Below are 15,083 nucleotides of genomic sequence, written 5' to 3'. Positions count from 1 at the left end.
TCACTCCTCAGTGGTGGAACTCGCCGCCGTTGACGTCGAGGCACTGGCCGGTGATCGCGCGCGCGTACGAGGACAGCAGGAAAACGGCCGCGTCGGCGATCTCGTCCGGTTCGGGGAGCTTGCGCAGGTCGATCGTCTCGGCCGTCTCGTCGTAGACCTGCTGGGACGTCGTGCCGCGCTCCTTGGCGAGGTGGTCGAAGTACCACTTCAGGTTGTCGGCCCAGATCCAGCCGGGCGCGACCGTGTTCACCCGGACGCCGCGCGGCCCCAGCTCGGTGGACAGGCCCTGCGCGAGCGCGAGCAGCGCCGACTTCGCCATCTTGTACGCGCCGAACGTCGGCTTCGAGTGCCGCAGGACGGCCGAGTTGACCATCACCACCGACCCCCTCGCCTCGACGAGCGTGGGGACGAACAGCCTGGTCAGGTTCAGCGCCGCGAGGACGTTCGTCTCGAAGCCTTTTCGGACGGCCGCGATGTCCACGTCCAGGAGGTCTTGCAGGGGCGGGATCGCGAACGCGTTGTTGACCAGGCCGTCCACGCGTCCGTGCGCATCGAGCGCTTCGCGGACGAGCCGCTCGCAGGACGCCTGGTCGCGGATGTCGGTCCGGACAGCGGTGACGCGGCGGCCCAGCGCGCGGACTTCCTCAGCCACCTCGTCCAGGCGCTTCTCGGTGCGCGCGGCGAGCACCACGTCCGCGCCCGCCTTTGCGCACTGGAGCGCCAGCCCGCGCCCGAGGCCGGGGCCGACCCCGGAGATGACGACGACCCGTCCGTCCAGCATCAGCCCAGCATCCTTCGCGCGGTCGAGACCTGGCGGGCAGCGATCCGCTCCGCCCACTGCGGACCGGTCACGCGCTGCCGCTCGTGGAACGGCAGCCGCGCCGGAAGTTCGTCGAACGGGACGACCTCGACCTGCGGGCCGTCCGCGGGGGTGAGTTCGCGGGAGAGCCGCTGCCACCGGATCTGGAGGAAGCCGCGGTCGTGGCCGGTGCACTCGATCCAGTTCGCGAGGCCGGGATCGCGCTCGGCGACGACGAGGCGGATCATGCCGTCCGGGTCGGGGACGGCCTGGTCGGCGGTGAGGCTCGTCTGGTGGTTGACGTAATCGAGCGAGATGTACCACATGCTGCCGAGCTGGAAGCCCTGGTAGGGCGCGTCCGAGCGCGGGACGGTGATCACCAGCGCGTCGTCCGGGGCGAGGTCGTAGTGCCCGACGGACGAGTACTGCGTGGTCAGGCCGCCGGGCGTCGGGCGCGGCTCGGTCATGGTGTTGACCGGCAGCTTCAGGTAGTGCCACTCGGGGAACGCCAGGAACGTCCTGATCCGGTTGACGAGCATCTTGCCGGCGACGTCGAACCGCCTCGCCTCGCGCTCGGGCGTCGGCGCTGCGGGCGCGGCTCCGAGCCGGTCGGCGCGGTGGATGCGGATCTCGCCGGGCCGCTCGTCCGCCCAGTCGCTGTACACCTCGCGGACGAGCAGCATCGCCGCACCCTCGCCGAGCGCGACGTAGTTCGGGTCGTCCTTGCGGTCCGGGTCCGGCGGACCGAAACGCAGCTCGTACTCGCCGTTCGGCGCGATCTCGAACGCGCGGTCGTCGAACGCGTTCAGGCTGTCCGGCGAGGCGGACGGCGTGTAGTCGCCGTTGAGCACCTGGAAGCTCAGGTCGGCGGTGGTTCCGCGCCGTCCGGTCACCACGTACTCGGCGTTGTCGCGCAGGTAGGCGTTGAAGTACAGCGTGTCGGGATTGTCCAGGCCGAGCTTGGAGTGCGGCCCGGTCGAGCGCGCGAAGAACGGGAAGTCCCGCTCGTACGCCCACGCCATGTGCAGCGACGCCCGGACGCTCCCGGCCAGGTATGCCAGGCCCTCGGCGAGATCCAGCTCCGACCGGACGTGCGGCGCGGCCCGAATGATCCCCTCCGCCTCCGCGACCGCCCGCGCAAACCCCTCCGTGGCCGCCCCCGACGCAACCGCCTCGGTGGCGGGCGGTTCCGTGGTCGCGCGCTCGAACGGCTCCGTGGCCACCGGGCCTCCCGAGGTCTCGGTCAAGCGTTAGCTTGGTTTCGCTCCGCCGAGACTAGAACCCGTTCCACCATCCGGTCAACGGCGTCCGTCACGGCGTCCGGATGCGTGAGCGGAGGCGTGTGCGCGGCGCCGGGGATGAGCACCGGGTCGGCGATGGTGTTCGGCAGGCCCGCATGCAGCGCGATCCCGGCGGCCACCGGAACCGGGCCGTCTTCGGTCCCGTGGACGACCAGGGCGGGCGCGTCGATTTCGGACAGCCGGTCGCGGACGCCGTCCACGGCCATGAGCATCGCGACCGCGTCCGCGAGCCGGGCGCGCGGCTGCATTCGCCAACGCGCAAGCCACTCTTCGTGCAGGTCGGGCTCGTCGCCGAGCAGGAAGGGGAGCAAAGCGGGTGCAACCGCCTCCGGTCCGGCGTTCCGCATGCCGTCGCGGACGTGCGTCATCTGCTCCAGCGCTTCGGGCGGCCACGGATCGGCGGCCGTGTCGATCAGGACGAGTCCGGCGACGCGTCCGGGCGCGGTGAGCGCGGCGCGCAGCGAGACGAAACCGCCCTGCGAATGCCCGACGAGCACCGCGCGCGGCAAGTCGAGGTGGTCGAGCAGGCCGAGCAGGTCCTCGGCGGATCTCCAGTAGGTCGGGACGCGTCCGTCGTCGGAGGTGCGGCCGTGCAGGCGCGCGTCCCAGGCGATGCGGCGGACGCGGGGGAGCGCGGCGATCTGCCGCTCCCACATGCCCGCGTCCATGAGGTTGCCGTGGCTGAACACCACGGCCGGGCCGTCCCCGCCCGTGTCCAGGTAGTGGATCTTCTGGCCGTCGATCTCGGCGTAAGGCATCGCGCGTTCTCCTTCGTGGTGGATAACGACAGCCTGGCGGGATCCCCTATCTCACAGCGAGGTAAGATCCGGGCTGGACATGGTGAAAAACGGACACGAAGCGATCGCGACGATCCCGTACCTCGGCCCCGTGGACGCGCCGTACGGGATCGAGGTCATGTCGTTCGCGCGGCTGCGCGAGCTGGGCCCCCGAGAGCGGCGCTCCGCCGCCCAGCGTCCCGAGTTCCATGTGCTCGGCGTCGTCGAGCGCGGCACCGGCCATCACACGGTCGACTTCGTGCGCCACCCGCTCGGCCCCGGTTCCGTGCTCTGGATCAGGCCCGGCGTCGTCCACCGGCTGGACGGCGTGGAGGAGATCGACGGCGCCCTCATCCTCTTCCGCTCCGACTTCCCGCCGCCGGGCATCGCGCGCACGGCCGCCGACGACCCGTTCGGGCCGTCCTGCTGGACGGCACCTCCGACGCGTCCACTGCGGACGGCGTTGGAGCATCTGCGCGCCGAATACATGGAGCCTTCGCCGGACGCGGAAGTGCTGCGGCACCTGCTCGCGGTGCTGATCCTGCGGCTGCTGCCGGAGGCTTCGGTGCGCGCGGGAGGCGCGTCCCCGGCGGCGAACGAGGTGTTCGCCGCCTTCCGTGCGGCCGTCGAGCGCGACTTCCGGCGCTCGCGGCAGGTCGCGCACTATGCCGCGCAGCTCGGCTACGCGCCGCGCACCCTGACCCGCGCGACGCTCGCCGCGACCGGGCAGACCGCCAAGCGCTTCATCGACCAGCGCGTCGCCCTGGAGGCCCGGCGGCTGCTGATCGACGCGGACCTCCCCGCCGCCCGCTGCGCCGCCCGCCTCGGCTTCGACGACGCCGCCAACTTCGCCAAGTTCTTCGAACGCCACACAGGCATGCCCCCAGGCGCCTTCCGCACCGAGACCACGAGCTGAAGTGGGGGCGGGCGGGGGACTCTAGGCTTGGGCGCATGGTGATCGGGTGGCCTCGCGGGCGGGCGGCGGACGTCGCGGTCGCCCTCGGTGTGCTGCTGCTCGTCGCGGTGGGGAGTTCGCGGTCGCTGTTCGGCCCGCGCGAGGAGCCGTGGTCGGTCACCGCGCTGTCCTGGGTGCTGCTCGTCGCGGTGTGCGGGGCGCTGGTCGCGCGGCGCGCGTACCCGGTCGCGGTCGCGGCGTTCATGCTCGTCCTGACGATCGCGTACTACCTGCTCAGCGAGTACGACGGGCCGCTGCTAGCGGCGTTCATGGTCGCGCTGTACTCGGTCGCCGAGCGCGGACGCCACAGCGCGGCCGTCGCGCTGGGCCTGGTCGCGCTCGGCCTCACCGGCCTCGGGACGCTCGCGGGCAACGGCGACGTCAACGGCGTCGCGCTGTTCATGCTCGCCGGATGGCTCGTCGCGGTCGTCCTGATCGGATGGCTGCGGCACACGACCGCCGCGCACGCGCACGAGGCCGAGCAGCGCGCCGCCACCGAAGAGCGGCTGCGTATCGCGCGCGAACTGCATGACGTCGTCGGCCACCACCTGTCGCTGATCAGCGTCCAGTCGGCGGCGGCGCTGCGGCGCTTCGCCAAGGACCGCAGGCGCGGCGAGGAGCATGCCGAGGAGTCGCTGACCGCGATCCGCGAGACGAGCATCGAGGCGCTGCGCGAGCTGCGCGCGATGCTCGGCGTCCTGCGGCAGGACGGCGAGGACGCGCCTACCGCGCCCGTCCAGGGCCTCGACCGGCTCGGAGAGCTGATCGAGCGGGCCCGCTCGGCCGGGCTCGACGTGCGGCAGGAGACGTCCGGGGACGGACCTCCGCCACCGGCCGAGGTCGGCCTCGCCGCCTACCGGATCGTCCAAGAGGCGCTGACCAACGTGGTCAAGCATGCGCACGCGTCACACGCCACCGTCCGCATCGAGCGTGCCCCGGACGCCGTGCTGATCGAGATCACCGACAACGGCCCCGCCCCGAGCCAAGACGATGGGACGGGGAGTGGGATCGGTGGGATGCGGGAACGTGTGCGGGCGCTGGGCGGCGAGTTCAGCGCGGAGGCCGGGCCGGAGGGCGGGTTCCGCGTGCGCGCTCGGCTGCCCTATGGGAAGAGGACGGCATGATCAAGGTTCTGCTCGCCGACGACCAGCGGCTGGTCCGCGCGGGCTTCCGCTCGATCCTGTCGGACGAGGACGACATCGAGGTCGTCGGCGAGGCGGGCGACGGCGCGCAGGCGATCGAGCGCGTCCGCGAGCTGCGGCCCGACGTCGTCCTGATGGACATCCGGATGCCCGGCATGGACGGCCTCGAAGCGGCCCGGACGATCTCCGCCGACGCGCGGCTGGACGGCGTCCGCGTGGTCATCCTGACCACCTTCGACCTGGACGAGTACGTCTACGGCGCGCTGCGAGCGGGCGCGAGCGGCTTCCTGCTCAAGGACACCGAGCCGGAGGAGCTGATCCAGGCCGTCCGGGTCGTGCACCGGGGAGACGCGCTGATCACGCCGCGGATCACAAGGCGGCTGATCGGCGAGTTCGCGGGACGCGTCCGGGCGCCCGATCCCGGGCCGCGCCTCGCCGCGCTGACCGACCGCGAGCGCGAGGTGCTGCGGCTGGCCGCCGCCGGGCTCAGCAACGACGAGATCGCCGCGCACCTGGTGCTCAGCCCCACGACGTCCAAGACGCACATCAGCCGCATCATGACCAAGCTCGGCGCGCGTGACCGCGCCCAGCTCGTCGTCCTGGCCTACGAGTCCGGCCTGGTCAGCCCCGGCTGGCTCACCGACTGACCGGCCTCTACTCGGGTGAGGCGCCGTCGAACATGCCGGCGTGCCAGAGGCGGCGGATGTGGTCGACCAGCGGCGGGCCGAGGGCGCGGAGCGCGTCGGGGTCGCCTGCCGCGACGGCCGGGGTGACCATGGCGCTGGTCGCGGCGACGATCACGTGGCAGGTGTAGCGGCCCGCGTCGTCCTTCGCGCCGATCAGGTCGGCGAACACCTGCGCGAGGCTGGCCTGCAGCGCGGTACGGCGCTCGACGGCCTCGGCCCCGGCCGCGTACACCTCGACCAGGAACAGCCGCGCGTACGGCATCTCCTGCGCGAGGACGTCCAGGTAGGCGGTGATCGCCTGCTCGATCGTCGGCAGCGGGTCGTCCGCCGGACGCGCCGCCACCGCGCCGCCGTTCCCCGGCGCGTCGCCGGAGGCGGGGGCGGGCTCGGCGTTCGGGTCGAGGGCGTTCAGGACGTGGGCGACCAGGATCTCGCCGGCGCGCTCGAAGGCGCCCATGAAGCAGTCGAGCTTCGACTCGAACAGCCGGTAGAAGCTCTGCCGGGACACCACCGCGCGTTTGAGGACGTCCTCCACCGACGTGCGGACGTACCCGCGCTCGGCCATCGCCTCGGCCATCGCCGCGTACAGCCGGTCGCGGTGGATGCGCTCGACCACCTCGGGCGCGAGGGCGTGACGTCCCCGGGGCAGACGACGCGGCGCCGACTCGGCCGTGCGTTCCTCCGCTGACTGGGGCATCTGTTCACGATAAGGCACCGCTGACCCGGCCCGGAGCACCCCCGCCCGAGCCGGGCCGCACGTCGCCGGAAACCGTCAGACACCGACCGGGACCGCGGACGGCCCTCGCAGGTTGATCCGGCCGTTCCAGGTGACGTCCCCGTCGAGCGCCAGGTGCGGGAACCGCGCGACGAGGCGCTCGAACGCCACCCGGCCTTCGAGCCGCGCGAGGGCGGCGCCGAGGCAGTGGTGCGGGCCGCCGCCGAACGCGACGTGCTGGCGCGCGTTCGGACGGTCGAGCCGCAGCTCCTCGGCGTCCGGGCCGAAGAACTCGGGGTCGCGGTTGGCGGCCGCGAGCCCGGCGACGACGAACCGCTGCGCCGGGATCTCCTTGTCGCGCACCTTGTACGGGGTCACGGTCACGCGCCGGCTCTGCTGGACGGGGCTGACGAACCGGAGCAGCTCCTCCACCGCGTTCGCGGCGAGGTCCGGGTTCTCGCGCAGCAGCGCGAGTTGCGCCGGGTTCCGCAGCAGCGCGACCGTCCCGCCGCCGATCAGGTTGACGGTCGTCTCGTGCCCCGCCACGTACAGCAGGACGACCTGGTCGACCAGCTCGTCGTCGGTGAGCCGGTCGCCCTCGGCCTCGGCGGCGATCAGCGCGCTGAGCAGGTCGTCGCCGGGGTTCGCGCGCTTGTCCGCGATCAGCCCGCGGACCAGCTCGTACAGCTCCACGCCGGCCGCGCCGACGCGCTTGACGGCCTCGTCGTCCGGCAGCGGCTCCAGCGACCGGACGACCCAGCCGCTCAGCTCCCGGACGCGCGCGGCGTCGGTCGGCGGCATGCCCAGCATGGACGAGATGACCGTGAACGGCAGCGGGAACGCGAGGGTCTCGACCAGGTCGGCCGTCCCGGCGTCCTCGATCTCGTCGAGCGCGGCGTCCACCAGCGCGGTGATCTCCGGTTCGAGCGCGGCGATGCGGCGCGGGGTGAACACCTTGGACACCAGGCCGCGCAGCCTTGTGTGGTCGGGCGGGTCGAGGTCGAGCATGGAGCGTCCGCGGCCGCTCAGCGCGCTCTCGAACTCGCGCATCTGCGCGACGAACAGGCCCTCGCTGACCTGCCGCTCGTCCACCGACTGGTCGGAGCGGAGCAGGTCGGTGACGTCCTGGTGGCTGGTCAGCAGCCAGATCCCGATGGGGCTCTCGTGCACGGGGTCGGCCTCGCGCAGCCGCCGGTACGCCGGGTACGGGTCGTCGGTGAAGCCGGGCTCGAACGGGTTGAACAGCAGTTCCGGTTCGGACATGGGGGTCTCCCGGGTGGTTGCCACCTACGCTGTGTCGGTTACATACGCTGTGTATGTAGTATGCTCCGCGCATGCCAGACGTCAAGAGCCGCCGGGCGAAGTACTCCGAGGAGACGCGGAACGCGCTGCTGGACGCGGCGACCCGGCGGTTCGCCGAGCACGGCTTCGCGGGCACGTCGCTGGAGGACGTCGCGGCCGACATCCGCGCCACCCGCGGCGCGGTCTACCACCACTTCGCCAGCAAGACCGCGCTGTTCCAGGCGGTGTTCGAGCGGCTGGAGGAGCGGTCCACCGAGGCCATCCTGCGCGCCGCCGCGGACGCCCCGGACGCCTGGACCGCGGCGGTCATCGCGCAGAACACCTTCCTCGACCACTGCCGCGAGCCCGTCTACGGCCGGATCGTCTGGCAGGAGGGCCCGATCGCGCTCGGCTGGAAGCGCTGGCGCGAGTGCGAGGAGCGGTTCGGCTACGGCGTGGTCGAGCAGATGGTCGCGTCGTTGCAGGAGGCCGGGCTCCTGCCGCCGCTGCCGCGCGGGGCGCTCGCCCGGGTCGCCTTCCACGTCCTCGGCGCGGCCGGCACCGCCGTCGCCGAGGCCCCCGACGAGGACAAGGACCGCCTCCGCGGCGAGTACGCCGAGGTCCTCACCGAGATCCTCGGCGGCCTCCGCACCGACTGCGCCTGACGCACCGACGGCGGGTCCTGACGCGCCTCACGCCTCACGCGTCGCCGTCTTCGTCGCCGTCTTCGATGTGGGTGAGTTTCTCCGGGTTGGTGACGGCGTAGATGCCGTCCACGCGCTCGCCGTCCTCGGACATGTCGAGGACCATGACGGCGAACGGCGCGTCGTGGTCGAACAGGACCGCGGACGGGTCGCCGTTGACGGTGCGGTAGCGGATGTCCAGGTCGTCCGGGCGGCGGAAGTTCGCGCCGGTGATGAGCCGGACGACCTTGTCGCGGCCGCGGATCGGGCGCAGCGCCGCGCGGCCGTGGCCGCCGCCGTCGGTCCACATCGTCACGTCCGGCGCGAGGATCTCCATCAGCGCGGCCAGGTCGCCGCCGAGCGCCGCGTCCAGGAACCGCTCGGTGGCCTCGCGCTGCGTGCGGCGGTCGACGGTCCGGCGCGTCCGCCGGGACTGGACGTGCAGCCTCGCGCGGTGCGACACCTGCCGGACGGACGCGGCGGACCGGCCCAGGATCTCGGCGATCTCGGTGTGCGGGTAGCCGAACACCTCGTGCAGGATGAACACCGCCCGGCTCAGCGGGGTCAGCGTCTCCAGCACGACCAGCATCGCCAGCGACACCGCCTCGCCGCGCGCCGCGTCCTCGGCGGCGTCCTCCCCGGACCCGGCGACCAGCGGCTCGGGCAGCCACGGCCCCGGATACGACTCGCGCCGCCGCGCGACCGCCGCCTGCCGCGCGAGCGCGGTGTTGACCGCGATGCGCACCAGGTACGCGCGCGGCCTCTCCACGCCGTGCGGGCCGCGGGCCGCCCAGGCGAGCCAGGTGTCCTGGAGGACGTCCTCGGTGTCGGCGACGCTGCCCAGCAGGTTGTAGACGATCGAGAACAGCAGCTCCCGGTGCTCGGCGTAGACGCGGGTCGCCTCGTCGGAGGCCCGCGCGGTCGGAACGCCGGCCGATCGGCCGCCGTCCGGTGCGCCGGTCGAAGTGTCGTGGGGCATGGTTCCTCCTGTTCGCCACCCCCGTGAGGTGCGGCGACCCCCGAAGTGTGACATCCCCCGGGCAAATGGGATTCGTCTCTCACCGCGTCACATCCCGCGGGCGCGGACGGCTCTTGGATCGCGACACACCCGCCGCGGAGTCCTTCCCTCGCGGCGCACCCGCCGCGGTTCTTCCATCGCGGCGCACCATCCGATGCCGGAGGCGAAATCCTCATGTCCGAAAGCTCGTTCCTGGCGACGCGCCGGGGCAAGCTCACGCTCGCGCTGCTCTGCGGCGTCGCGTTCCTCGACTTCATCGACGCGTCCATCGTCAACATCGCGCTGCCCGCGATGCGCCGCGCCCTCGGCTTCTCGGTCGAGGGCCTCCAGTGGGTGCCGAGCGGCTACCTGCTCGCGTACGGCGGGTTCATGCTGCTCGGCGGGCGCGTCGCGGACCTGCTCGGCCGCCGCCGCGTGCTCGTCGCCGGGACGGTCCTGTTCGGCGCGGCGTCCGCGGCGGGCGGGCTCGCGCAGAACGCGCCGGTGATGGTCGCCGCGCGGATGGTCCAGGGCCTCGGCGCGGCGATGATGCTCCCGGCCGCGCTGTCGCTGCTCACCACGTCCTTCCGGGAGGGCCCGGAGCGGAACCGCGCGCTCGCGGTCTGGGGCGGCATGGCCGGCGCCGCGTCCGGCGCGGGCGTGCTGCTCGGCGGCGTCCTCACCGACGGCCTCGGCTGGCGCTGGGTGATGCTGGTGAACCTGCCGGTCGTCGCCGCCGTGCTCGTCGTGGTCCCGATGCTGCTGCCCGACGACCGCCGGACGGCCCGGCTGCGCGAGTTCGACATTCCCGGCGCGTTCCTGGTCACCGGCGCGATGCTGCTGCTGGTGTACACGCTGGTCAAGGCCCCGGACGCCGGGTGGGGCGCGGCCCGGACGATCGGCGGGCTCGCGGGGGCGGCGGTGCTGCTGGCGCTGTTCGTCCTCAACGAGATGCGGGCGGCGCATCCGCTGCTGCCGCTCGACACGTTCCGCATCCGCGGGCTGGCGGCGGCGAACGTCACCCAGCTGCTCGTCCTTGCGGGCGGCGCGGCCATGTTCTTCTTCCTCAGCCTCTACATGGAGAGCATCCTCGGGTACTCGCCGCTCCAGACCGGCTCGGCCTACCTGCCGCTGTGCGCTTGTGTGGGCGTCGCTGCGGGCATCACGTCCAAGCTGCTGCCGAGGCTCGGGACGCGTCCGCTGATCGCCGTCGGCGCGCTGATCGGCGCCGCCGGGCTCTACCTGCTGTCCCGCGTCCCGGTCGGCGGCTCGTACGTCTCGGACCTGCTGCCCGGCCTGATCGTCGTCGCGCTCGGCCTCGGCGTGGTGTTCGTGTCCGTCACCGCCGCCGCGAACGCGGGCGTCCCGGCGAACCGTGCGGGCATCGCGGCCGCGCTGCTCAACTCGTCCCAGCAGCTCGGCACCGCGCTGGGCCTCGCGATCATGGCGGTGCTCGCCGCGGACCGCTCGTCCCACCTGGTCAAGCTCGGGACGGACGTCCAGCACGCGACCACCGAGGGCTTCCAGCGCGCGCTGTTCGCCGGCGCCCTGTTCGCCGTCGCGGCGGCCGTCGTCGGCCTCGGCGTCCGCAACACCCGGGGCGACGAGGCCCCCGCCGAGGATGCGCGTCCCGAACTCCCGGAGGACGTCGCGGCGGACGCAGGGGCCGAAGGCTTTGCGGGCGCGTCCCGGGGCGGTGTCGCGGACGTGCGCTGAGGGGCGGCGTGACCTGTCCGGGTGAGGTCTGTCACGATGTCGGGCGATCGAACACCTCCGGGTGATCGAACACATGCGCCGGGGGCGGCGTCAAAGTCAGTGTTCAGCCAACGCCCAGCCAACCTTCGACGGACGTCGCCGCCCGGACGGACCGTCACTCGGACAGACACGGAGTACACATGCCGAACGTGGACCGCCGCCGCGCCCTCGGGCTGCTGGCCGCCGGGGCGGCGGGCATCGCCGCCGCGGCGGCGCCTGACCTGTGGCACGCGGGGAGTTCGCCGCGCTCGGCCAGCGCGTCCGGACACGGCGGCCACCACGGCAAGGCCCCCGAGCCGCCGCCGGACCCGGGCTACGCGCACGGGCAGCCCATGCAGGCGCTGCACAAGCCCGTCCGCAGCCTGTACGACCTCGCTCCCGCCGCGCCGCAGAACGCGATCGCCCTGACCATCGACGACGGCCCGCACCCCAAGTACACGCCGATGATGCTGGACCTGCTCGCCGCGCACGGCGTCAAGGCCACCTTCAACATGATCGGCGAGCAGGTGGTGGAGCAGCCGAAGATCGTCCAGCGGATCGTCGCGGACGGCCACCAGATCGCCGACCACACCGTCACCCACCCGCTGAACCTGCCCAAGCTCGACACGGCCCGGATGACCAGGGAGATCGGCGAGGCGCACGACCAGATCGCGCAGGTCTCCGGTGTCGCGCCGAAGTTCTTCCGCTCGCCCGGCGGCAACTGGTCCCCGGCGGTGTTCGACGTCGCCGCGCAGCACCAGCTCATCTGCGTGGACTGGAAGATCGACCCGCGCGACTGGGCCCGGCCCGGCATCGCCAAGATCACCAGCGCGATGCTCGCCGCGCAGCCCGGCGACATCCTGCTCTGCCACGACGGCGGCGGCGACCGCGTCCAGACGATCGACGCGCTCAAGACCGTCCTGCCGCAGCTGAAGCAGCGCGGCCTCCAGTTCGTCGCCCTGTAGGAGCCGCGCGGCGGTTCGTCGCCCTGTAGGAGGCGCGCGGGAGGAGCCGCGCGGCAGTTCGTGGCCCTGGAGGAGCCGCGCGGCAGGAAGCGCCCCGGGAGGAGGCGCGCCGGGTCAGCGGATGATGACGATGGTGGTGGGGGCCTTGGCGTCGCGGGTCCAGCCGTCGTGGCCTTCGGTGGCGCGCCAGTGCCGTCCGGCGAAGCGGACCTCGCTCAGGCCGTAGACCTGGGCGTGGGTGACCGCCCAGGACGCGACGGCCCAGCCCGTCCGCTCGTTGGGGGCCTTGACCGCGTCGTAGTCGGGCGCGGCCGGGGCGGCGACCTGGAGGCGGCTGCCGAACGCGCGGCGCATCTCCCGGACGGCGTCCGCGCGGCGCGGCGCGGTGCGCTTGTTCGGCGGGTACCAGCACCGGACGGACGCGGCGGACCGCCCGCCGAACGCCTGCGCGAGCACCTTCGCGTCGCCCTCGTGCTGCGCGTAGGCGTTGCCGTCGGCGCTGCGCTGGACGCGCTGCGCGGCGTCGTGCAGGTCGAGGTCGAGGTAGTCCTTCACCTTGACCAGCGCGTCCAGGAACTTGCTCGTCGACTGGACGGGGTCGCGCAGCTTGTCCGGCGAGCCCCAGCCCTGCGACGGGCGCTGCTGGAACATGCCGACCGAGTCGCGGTCGCCGCCCGCCAGGTTGCGCATGTGCGACTCCTGGATGGCGGTCGCGTAGGCGATCACCATGGCCCGCTCGGGCAGCGCCTTGCGGACGGCCACGGCGGCGATGGTCGAGCCGTTCGCGGCCTGGTCCAGGTCGAGCGGCATCTTGCCCTGCCCGGTGCGCACCTCGCACCCCGATCCGTGCAGGTAGGGGCGGGCGCGGGTGTAGAGCACCCAGCCGCCGGCGCCCAGCACCAGGAGGGCGACGAGCGCCACGATCCACCAGCGCCGCCGCCGTCCCACCCGCCCGCCGCCGGATCCCTCCCGGGGACCGGAACCCAGCTTCGCCCAGACAGCCACGCGAAGACCGTACCGGGCTCCGGCCGTCGGTAAGCTCAATGCCCATGAGCGAAACGTTCACCAGCCCGATCTCCGCCGCCGTCGACGAGCTCTGGGAGCGCCGCGCCGATCTCGGACCGGACGACACCGAGGCGCGCGCGGCGATCGTCGCCGCCGTGGACCAGATCGACGCGGGCGAGGCCCGGGTCGCCTTCATCGACCCGGCGGACGGCGAGGTCGTCGTCGACGAGCGGGCGAAGCGGGCGATCCTGCTCAGCTTCAAGGTGCTCGGCATGGTGCGGTCGCAGGTCGGCGACTTCCAGTACCACGACCGCATCCCGCTGAAGAGCCGGCTGGACGGCGTCCGCGTCGTGCCCGGCGCCATCGCCCGCTGGGGCTCCTACCTGGCCCCCGGCGTCGTGCTGATGCCGTCGTTCACCAACATCGGCGCCTACGTCGACTCCGGCACGATGGTCGACACCTGGGCGACCGTCGGGTCCTGCGCGCAGATCGGCAAGAACGTGCACCTGTCCGGCGGCGTCGGCATCGGCGGCGTGCTGGAGCCGCCGAACGCCAAGCCGGTGGTGATCGAGGACGAGGCCATGATCGGCTCCCGCTCGATGATCGTCGAGGGCGCGCGGGTCGGCACCGGCGCGGTCGTCGGCTCCGGGACGAACCTGTCGGCGTCCATGCCGGTCATCGACGTCGAGACCGGCGAGGAGATCGCCCGCGGCCGCATCCCGGACTGGTGCGTCGCGGTCGGCGGCACCCGGATCAAGGAGTTCAAGGGCGGCAGCTTCGGGCTGCCCGCCGTCCTGATCCTCAAGCGCCTGGAGCCCGGCCAGCGCCACAACAAGGCCGAGCTGAACGACATCCTGCGCGACCACGGCATCAACACCTGAGCAGGCCCGAAAGCGCGCGCCGGACGCGGGCGCGTTAGGCACGCGCCGGACGCGGCGGGGGAGCGGCCCACGGGCCGCTCCTTTTGCATAGGGTTTCCCGCATGACCTCTCTCGATCTCCAGATGGACGTGACGGATCTGACGGCGGCGATCGTCGATGTCGAGTCGGTGAGCGGGAACGAGAAGGCGCTCGCCGACGCCGTCGAGGCGGCGCTGCGGGCGCTGCCGCATCTGGAGGTCGTCCGGGACGGCGACTCGGTCATCGCGCGGACGGACCTCGGCCGGGACGAGCGCGTGCTGCTCGCCGGGCACCTGGACACCGTCCCGCTGAACGGCAACCTGCCGTCCCGGCGCGAGGGCGACCGGCTCTACGGCTGCGGCACGTCGGACATGAAGGCCGGGGTGGCCGTGCAGCTCAAGCTGGCCGCCGCGCTGTCCGAGCCGTCCCGGGACGTCACGTACGTCTTCTACGAGTGCGAGGAGGTCGAGGCGGCACGCAACGGCCTCAAGCGGATCGCCGAGAACCGTCCCGAGCTGCTCGCCGCCGACTTCGCCGTCCTGATGGAGCCGACCGGCGGGCTCATCGAGGGCGGGTGCCAGGGCACGCTGCGCGTCGAGGTCACCGCGCGCGGCGAGCGGGCGCACAGCGCGCGCGCCTGGATGGGCTCCAACGCCATCCACTCGGCGGGCGCGGTCCTCGACCGCCTCCGCGCCTACGAGCCCGCGAAGCCCGTCGTGGACGGCCTGGAGTTCCACGAGGGCCTGAACGCGGTGTTCATCTCCGGTGGCGTCGCGGGCAACGTCATCCCGGACGAATGCGTCGTGACCGTGAACTACCGCTTCGCGCCGGACAAGTCGGTGGACGAAGCCGAGGAGTACGTCCGGTCATATTTCGACGGCTTCGAGGTGAAGCTCGTCGACTCCGCGCCCGGCGCCCGGCCGGGCCTGGACCGTCCGGCCGCGCGCGCGTTCGTGGCCGAGACCGGCGCGGACGTCCGCGCGAAGCTCGGCTGGACCGACGTCGCGCGGTTCGACGCCCTCGGCGTCCCGGCCGTCAACTACGGCCCCGGCCAGCCGACCCTCGCCCACACCAAGGACGAGTTCGTCGACCTCCCGCTCATCACCGACGCCGAGAACCGCCTGCTCGCCTGGCTAAGGTGAGGC

Annotated in this window: 15 protein-coding genes; 8 read left to right on the top strand and 7 right to left on the bottom strand. The window is 72.9% G+C overall.

Annotation, left to right across the window (positions count from 1 at the left end; translation table 11 throughout):
• Window positions 1–7: 7 nt before the first annotated feature.
• The 3 genes from FHU30_RS09385 to FHU30_RS09375 are packed head-to-tail and all read right to left on the bottom strand — an operon-like array spanning window position 8 to window position 2,858.
• Window positions 8–781 carry an SDR family oxidoreductase gene (locus FHU30_RS09385; protein ID WP_253874118.1) on the bottom strand — a complete coding sequence of 258 codons (774 nt, stop codon included), beginning with the start codon at window positions 779–781 and terminating at the stop codon, window positions 8–10.
• Window positions 781–2,022 (bottom strand): hypothetical protein, encoded by a 1,242-nt coding sequence (locus FHU30_RS09380; RefSeq protein ID WP_253874116.1) that lies wholly within the window; start codon window positions 2,020–2,022, stop codon window positions 781–783. The genes FHU30_RS09385 and FHU30_RS09380 overlap by 1 nt, the downstream gene beginning before the upstream one ends.
• A gap of 20 nt (window positions 2,023–2,042) precedes the next feature.
• A complete protein-coding gene (locus FHU30_RS09375) occupies window positions 2,043–2,858 on the bottom strand; it encodes an alpha/beta fold hydrolase (RefSeq protein ID WP_253874114.1) in 816 nt (271 codons plus the stop codon).
• A gap of 79 nt (window positions 2,859–2,937) precedes the next feature.
• On the opposite strand from FHU30_RS09375, the gene FHU30_RS09370 reads away from it, so the two are divergent.
• The 3 genes from FHU30_RS09370 to FHU30_RS09360 are packed head-to-tail and all read left to right on the top strand — an operon-like array spanning window position 2,938 to window position 5,620.
• Window positions 2,938–3,792: a helix-turn-helix domain-containing protein gene (locus FHU30_RS09370; RefSeq protein ID WP_253874112.1), complete on the top strand. Its 855-nt coding sequence runs from the start codon at window positions 2,938–2,940 to the stop codon at window positions 3,790–3,792.
• A gap of 35 nt (window positions 3,793–3,827) precedes the next feature.
• Entirely contained in the window at window positions 3,828–4,955 is a 1,128-nt protein-coding gene (locus FHU30_RS09365) for a sensor histidine kinase (RefSeq protein WP_253874110.1), read from the top strand.
• Window positions 4,952–5,620: a response regulator gene (locus FHU30_RS09360; RefSeq protein ID WP_253874108.1), complete on the top strand. Its 669-nt coding sequence runs from the start codon at window positions 4,952–4,954 to the stop codon at window positions 5,618–5,620. The genes FHU30_RS09365 and FHU30_RS09360 overlap by 4 nt, the downstream gene beginning before the upstream one ends.
• 7 nt (window positions 5,621–5,627) lie before the next feature.
• Here the strand turns inward: FHU30_RS09360 and FHU30_RS09355 are convergent, their stop codons facing one another.
• Together FHU30_RS09355 and FHU30_RS09350 are read right to left on the bottom strand one after the other, a co-directional pair.
• Complete coding sequence (locus FHU30_RS09355) at window positions 5,628–6,356, bottom strand: TetR/AcrR family transcriptional regulator (RefSeq protein WP_253874106.1); 729 nt, start codon at window positions 6,354–6,356, stop codon at window positions 5,628–5,630.
• A gap of 75 nt (window positions 6,357–6,431) precedes the next feature.
• Entirely contained in the window at window positions 6,432–7,637 is a 1,206-nt protein-coding gene (locus tag FHU30_RS09350; RefSeq protein ID WP_253874104.1) for a cytochrome P450, read from the bottom strand.
• Between the two features lie 71 nt (window positions 7,638–7,708).
• On the opposite strand from FHU30_RS09350, the gene FHU30_RS09345 reads away from it, so the two are divergent.
• Window positions 7,709–8,320, top strand: coding sequence for a TetR/AcrR family transcriptional regulator (locus FHU30_RS09345; RefSeq protein ID WP_253874102.1), 612 nt, complete (start codon window positions 7,709–7,711; stop codon window positions 8,318–8,320).
• A gap of 34 nt (window positions 8,321–8,354) precedes the next feature.
• On the opposite strand, the gene sigJ is transcribed toward FHU30_RS09345, so the two are convergent.
• Window positions 8,355–9,317: an RNA polymerase sigma factor SigJ gene (gene sigJ / locus FHU30_RS09340; RefSeq protein ID WP_253874100.1), complete on the bottom strand. Its 963-nt coding sequence runs from the start codon at window positions 9,315–9,317 to the stop codon at window positions 8,355–8,357.
• Window positions 9,318–9,530: 213 nt separating this feature from the next.
• On the opposite strand from sigJ, the gene FHU30_RS09335 reads away from it, so the two are divergent.
• Together FHU30_RS09335 and FHU30_RS09330 are read left to right on the top strand one after the other, a co-directional pair.
• Complete coding sequence (locus FHU30_RS09335; protein ID WP_253874098.1) at window positions 9,531–11,051, top strand: MFS transporter; 1,521 nt, start codon at window positions 9,531–9,533, stop codon at window positions 11,049–11,051.
• A gap of 179 nt (window positions 11,052–11,230) precedes the next feature.
• On the top strand, window positions 11,231–12,034 hold the full coding sequence (locus FHU30_RS09330) for a polysaccharide deacetylase family protein (protein WP_253874096.1): 804 nt from the start codon (window positions 11,231–11,233) through the stop codon (window positions 12,032–12,034).
• Between the two features lie 114 nt (window positions 12,035–12,148).
• Here FHU30_RS09330 and FHU30_RS09325 read toward each other — a convergent pair whose 3' ends face one another.
• A complete protein-coding gene (locus tag FHU30_RS09325; protein WP_253874094.1) occupies window positions 12,149–13,039 on the bottom strand; it encodes a hypothetical protein in 891 nt (296 codons plus the stop codon).
• Window positions 13,040–13,083: 44 nt separating this feature from the next.
• Between FHU30_RS09325 and FHU30_RS09320 the strand changes: the two genes are divergently transcribed.
• Window positions 13,084–13,920, top strand: a complete 837-nt coding sequence (locus tag FHU30_RS09320) for a 2,3,4,5-tetrahydropyridine-2,6-dicarboxylate N-succinyltransferase (protein ID WP_253874092.1) — start codon at window positions 13,084–13,086, stop codon at window positions 13,918–13,920.
• Between the two features lie 101 nt (window positions 13,921–14,021).
• Window positions 14,022–15,080: a succinyl-diaminopimelate desuccinylase gene (gene dapE / locus FHU30_RS09315; RefSeq protein WP_253874090.1), complete on the top strand. Its 1,059-nt coding sequence runs from the start codon at window positions 14,022–14,024 to the stop codon at window positions 15,078–15,080.
• The last annotated feature ends 3 nt before the right edge of the window (window positions 15,081–15,083 follow it).

Origin of the sequence: Actinomadura rupiterrae (assembly GCF_024172125.1) — a bacterium.
GTDB lineage: Bacteria > Actinomycetota > Actinomycetes > Streptosporangiales > Streptosporangiaceae > Spirillospora > Spirillospora rupiterrae.
The sequence above is the reverse complement of the archived record's forward strand: the minus strand, read 5'-3'. Positions and strand labels throughout refer to the sequence as shown.

Coding starts and splice junctions, on each gene's coding strand:
- FHU30_RS09320 (WP_253874092.1), top strand. CDS start 13,084: ATGAGCGAAACGTTCACCAGCCCGATCTCCGCCGCCGTCGACGAGCTC.
- FHU30_RS09335 (WP_253874098.1), top strand. CDS start 9,531: ATGTCCGAAAGCTCGTTCCTGGCGACGCGCCGGGGCAAGCTCACGCTC.
- dapE (WP_253874090.1), top strand. CDS start 14,022: ATGACCTCTCTCGATCTCCAGATGGACGTGACGGATCTGACGGCGGCG.
- FHU30_RS09355 (WP_253874106.1), bottom strand. CDS start 6,356: ATGCCCCAGTCAGCGGAGGAACGCACGGCCGAGTCGGCGCCGCGTCGT.
- FHU30_RS09350 (WP_253874104.1), bottom strand. CDS start 7,637: ATGTCCGAACCGGAACTGCTGTTCAACCCGTTCGAGCCCGGCTTCACC.
- FHU30_RS09370 (WP_253874112.1), top strand. CDS start 2,938: ATGGTGAAAAACGGACACGAAGCGATCGCGACGATCCCGTACCTCGGC.
- FHU30_RS09385 (WP_253874118.1), bottom strand. CDS start 781: ATGCTGGACGGACGGGTCGTCGTCATCTCCGGGGTCGGCCCCGGCCTC.
- FHU30_RS09330 (WP_253874096.1), top strand. CDS start 11,231: ATGCCGAACGTGGACCGCCGCCGCGCCCTCGGGCTGCTGGCCGCCGGG.
- FHU30_RS09360 (WP_253874108.1), top strand. CDS start 4,952: ATGATCAAGGTTCTGCTCGCCGACGACCAGCGGCTGGTCCGCGCGGGC.
- sigJ (WP_253874100.1), bottom strand. CDS start 9,317: ATGCCCCACGACACTTCGACCGGCGCACCGGACGGCGGCCGATCGGCC.
- FHU30_RS09365 (WP_253874110.1), top strand. CDS start 3,828: ATGGTGATCGGGTGGCCTCGCGGGCGGGCGGCGGACGTCGCGGTCGCC.
- FHU30_RS09345 (WP_253874102.1), top strand. CDS start 7,709: ATGCCAGACGTCAAGAGCCGCCGGGCGAAGTACTCCGAGGAGACGCGG.
- FHU30_RS09375 (WP_253874114.1), bottom strand. CDS start 2,858: ATGCCTTACGCCGAGATCGACGGCCAGAAGATCCACTACCTGGACACG.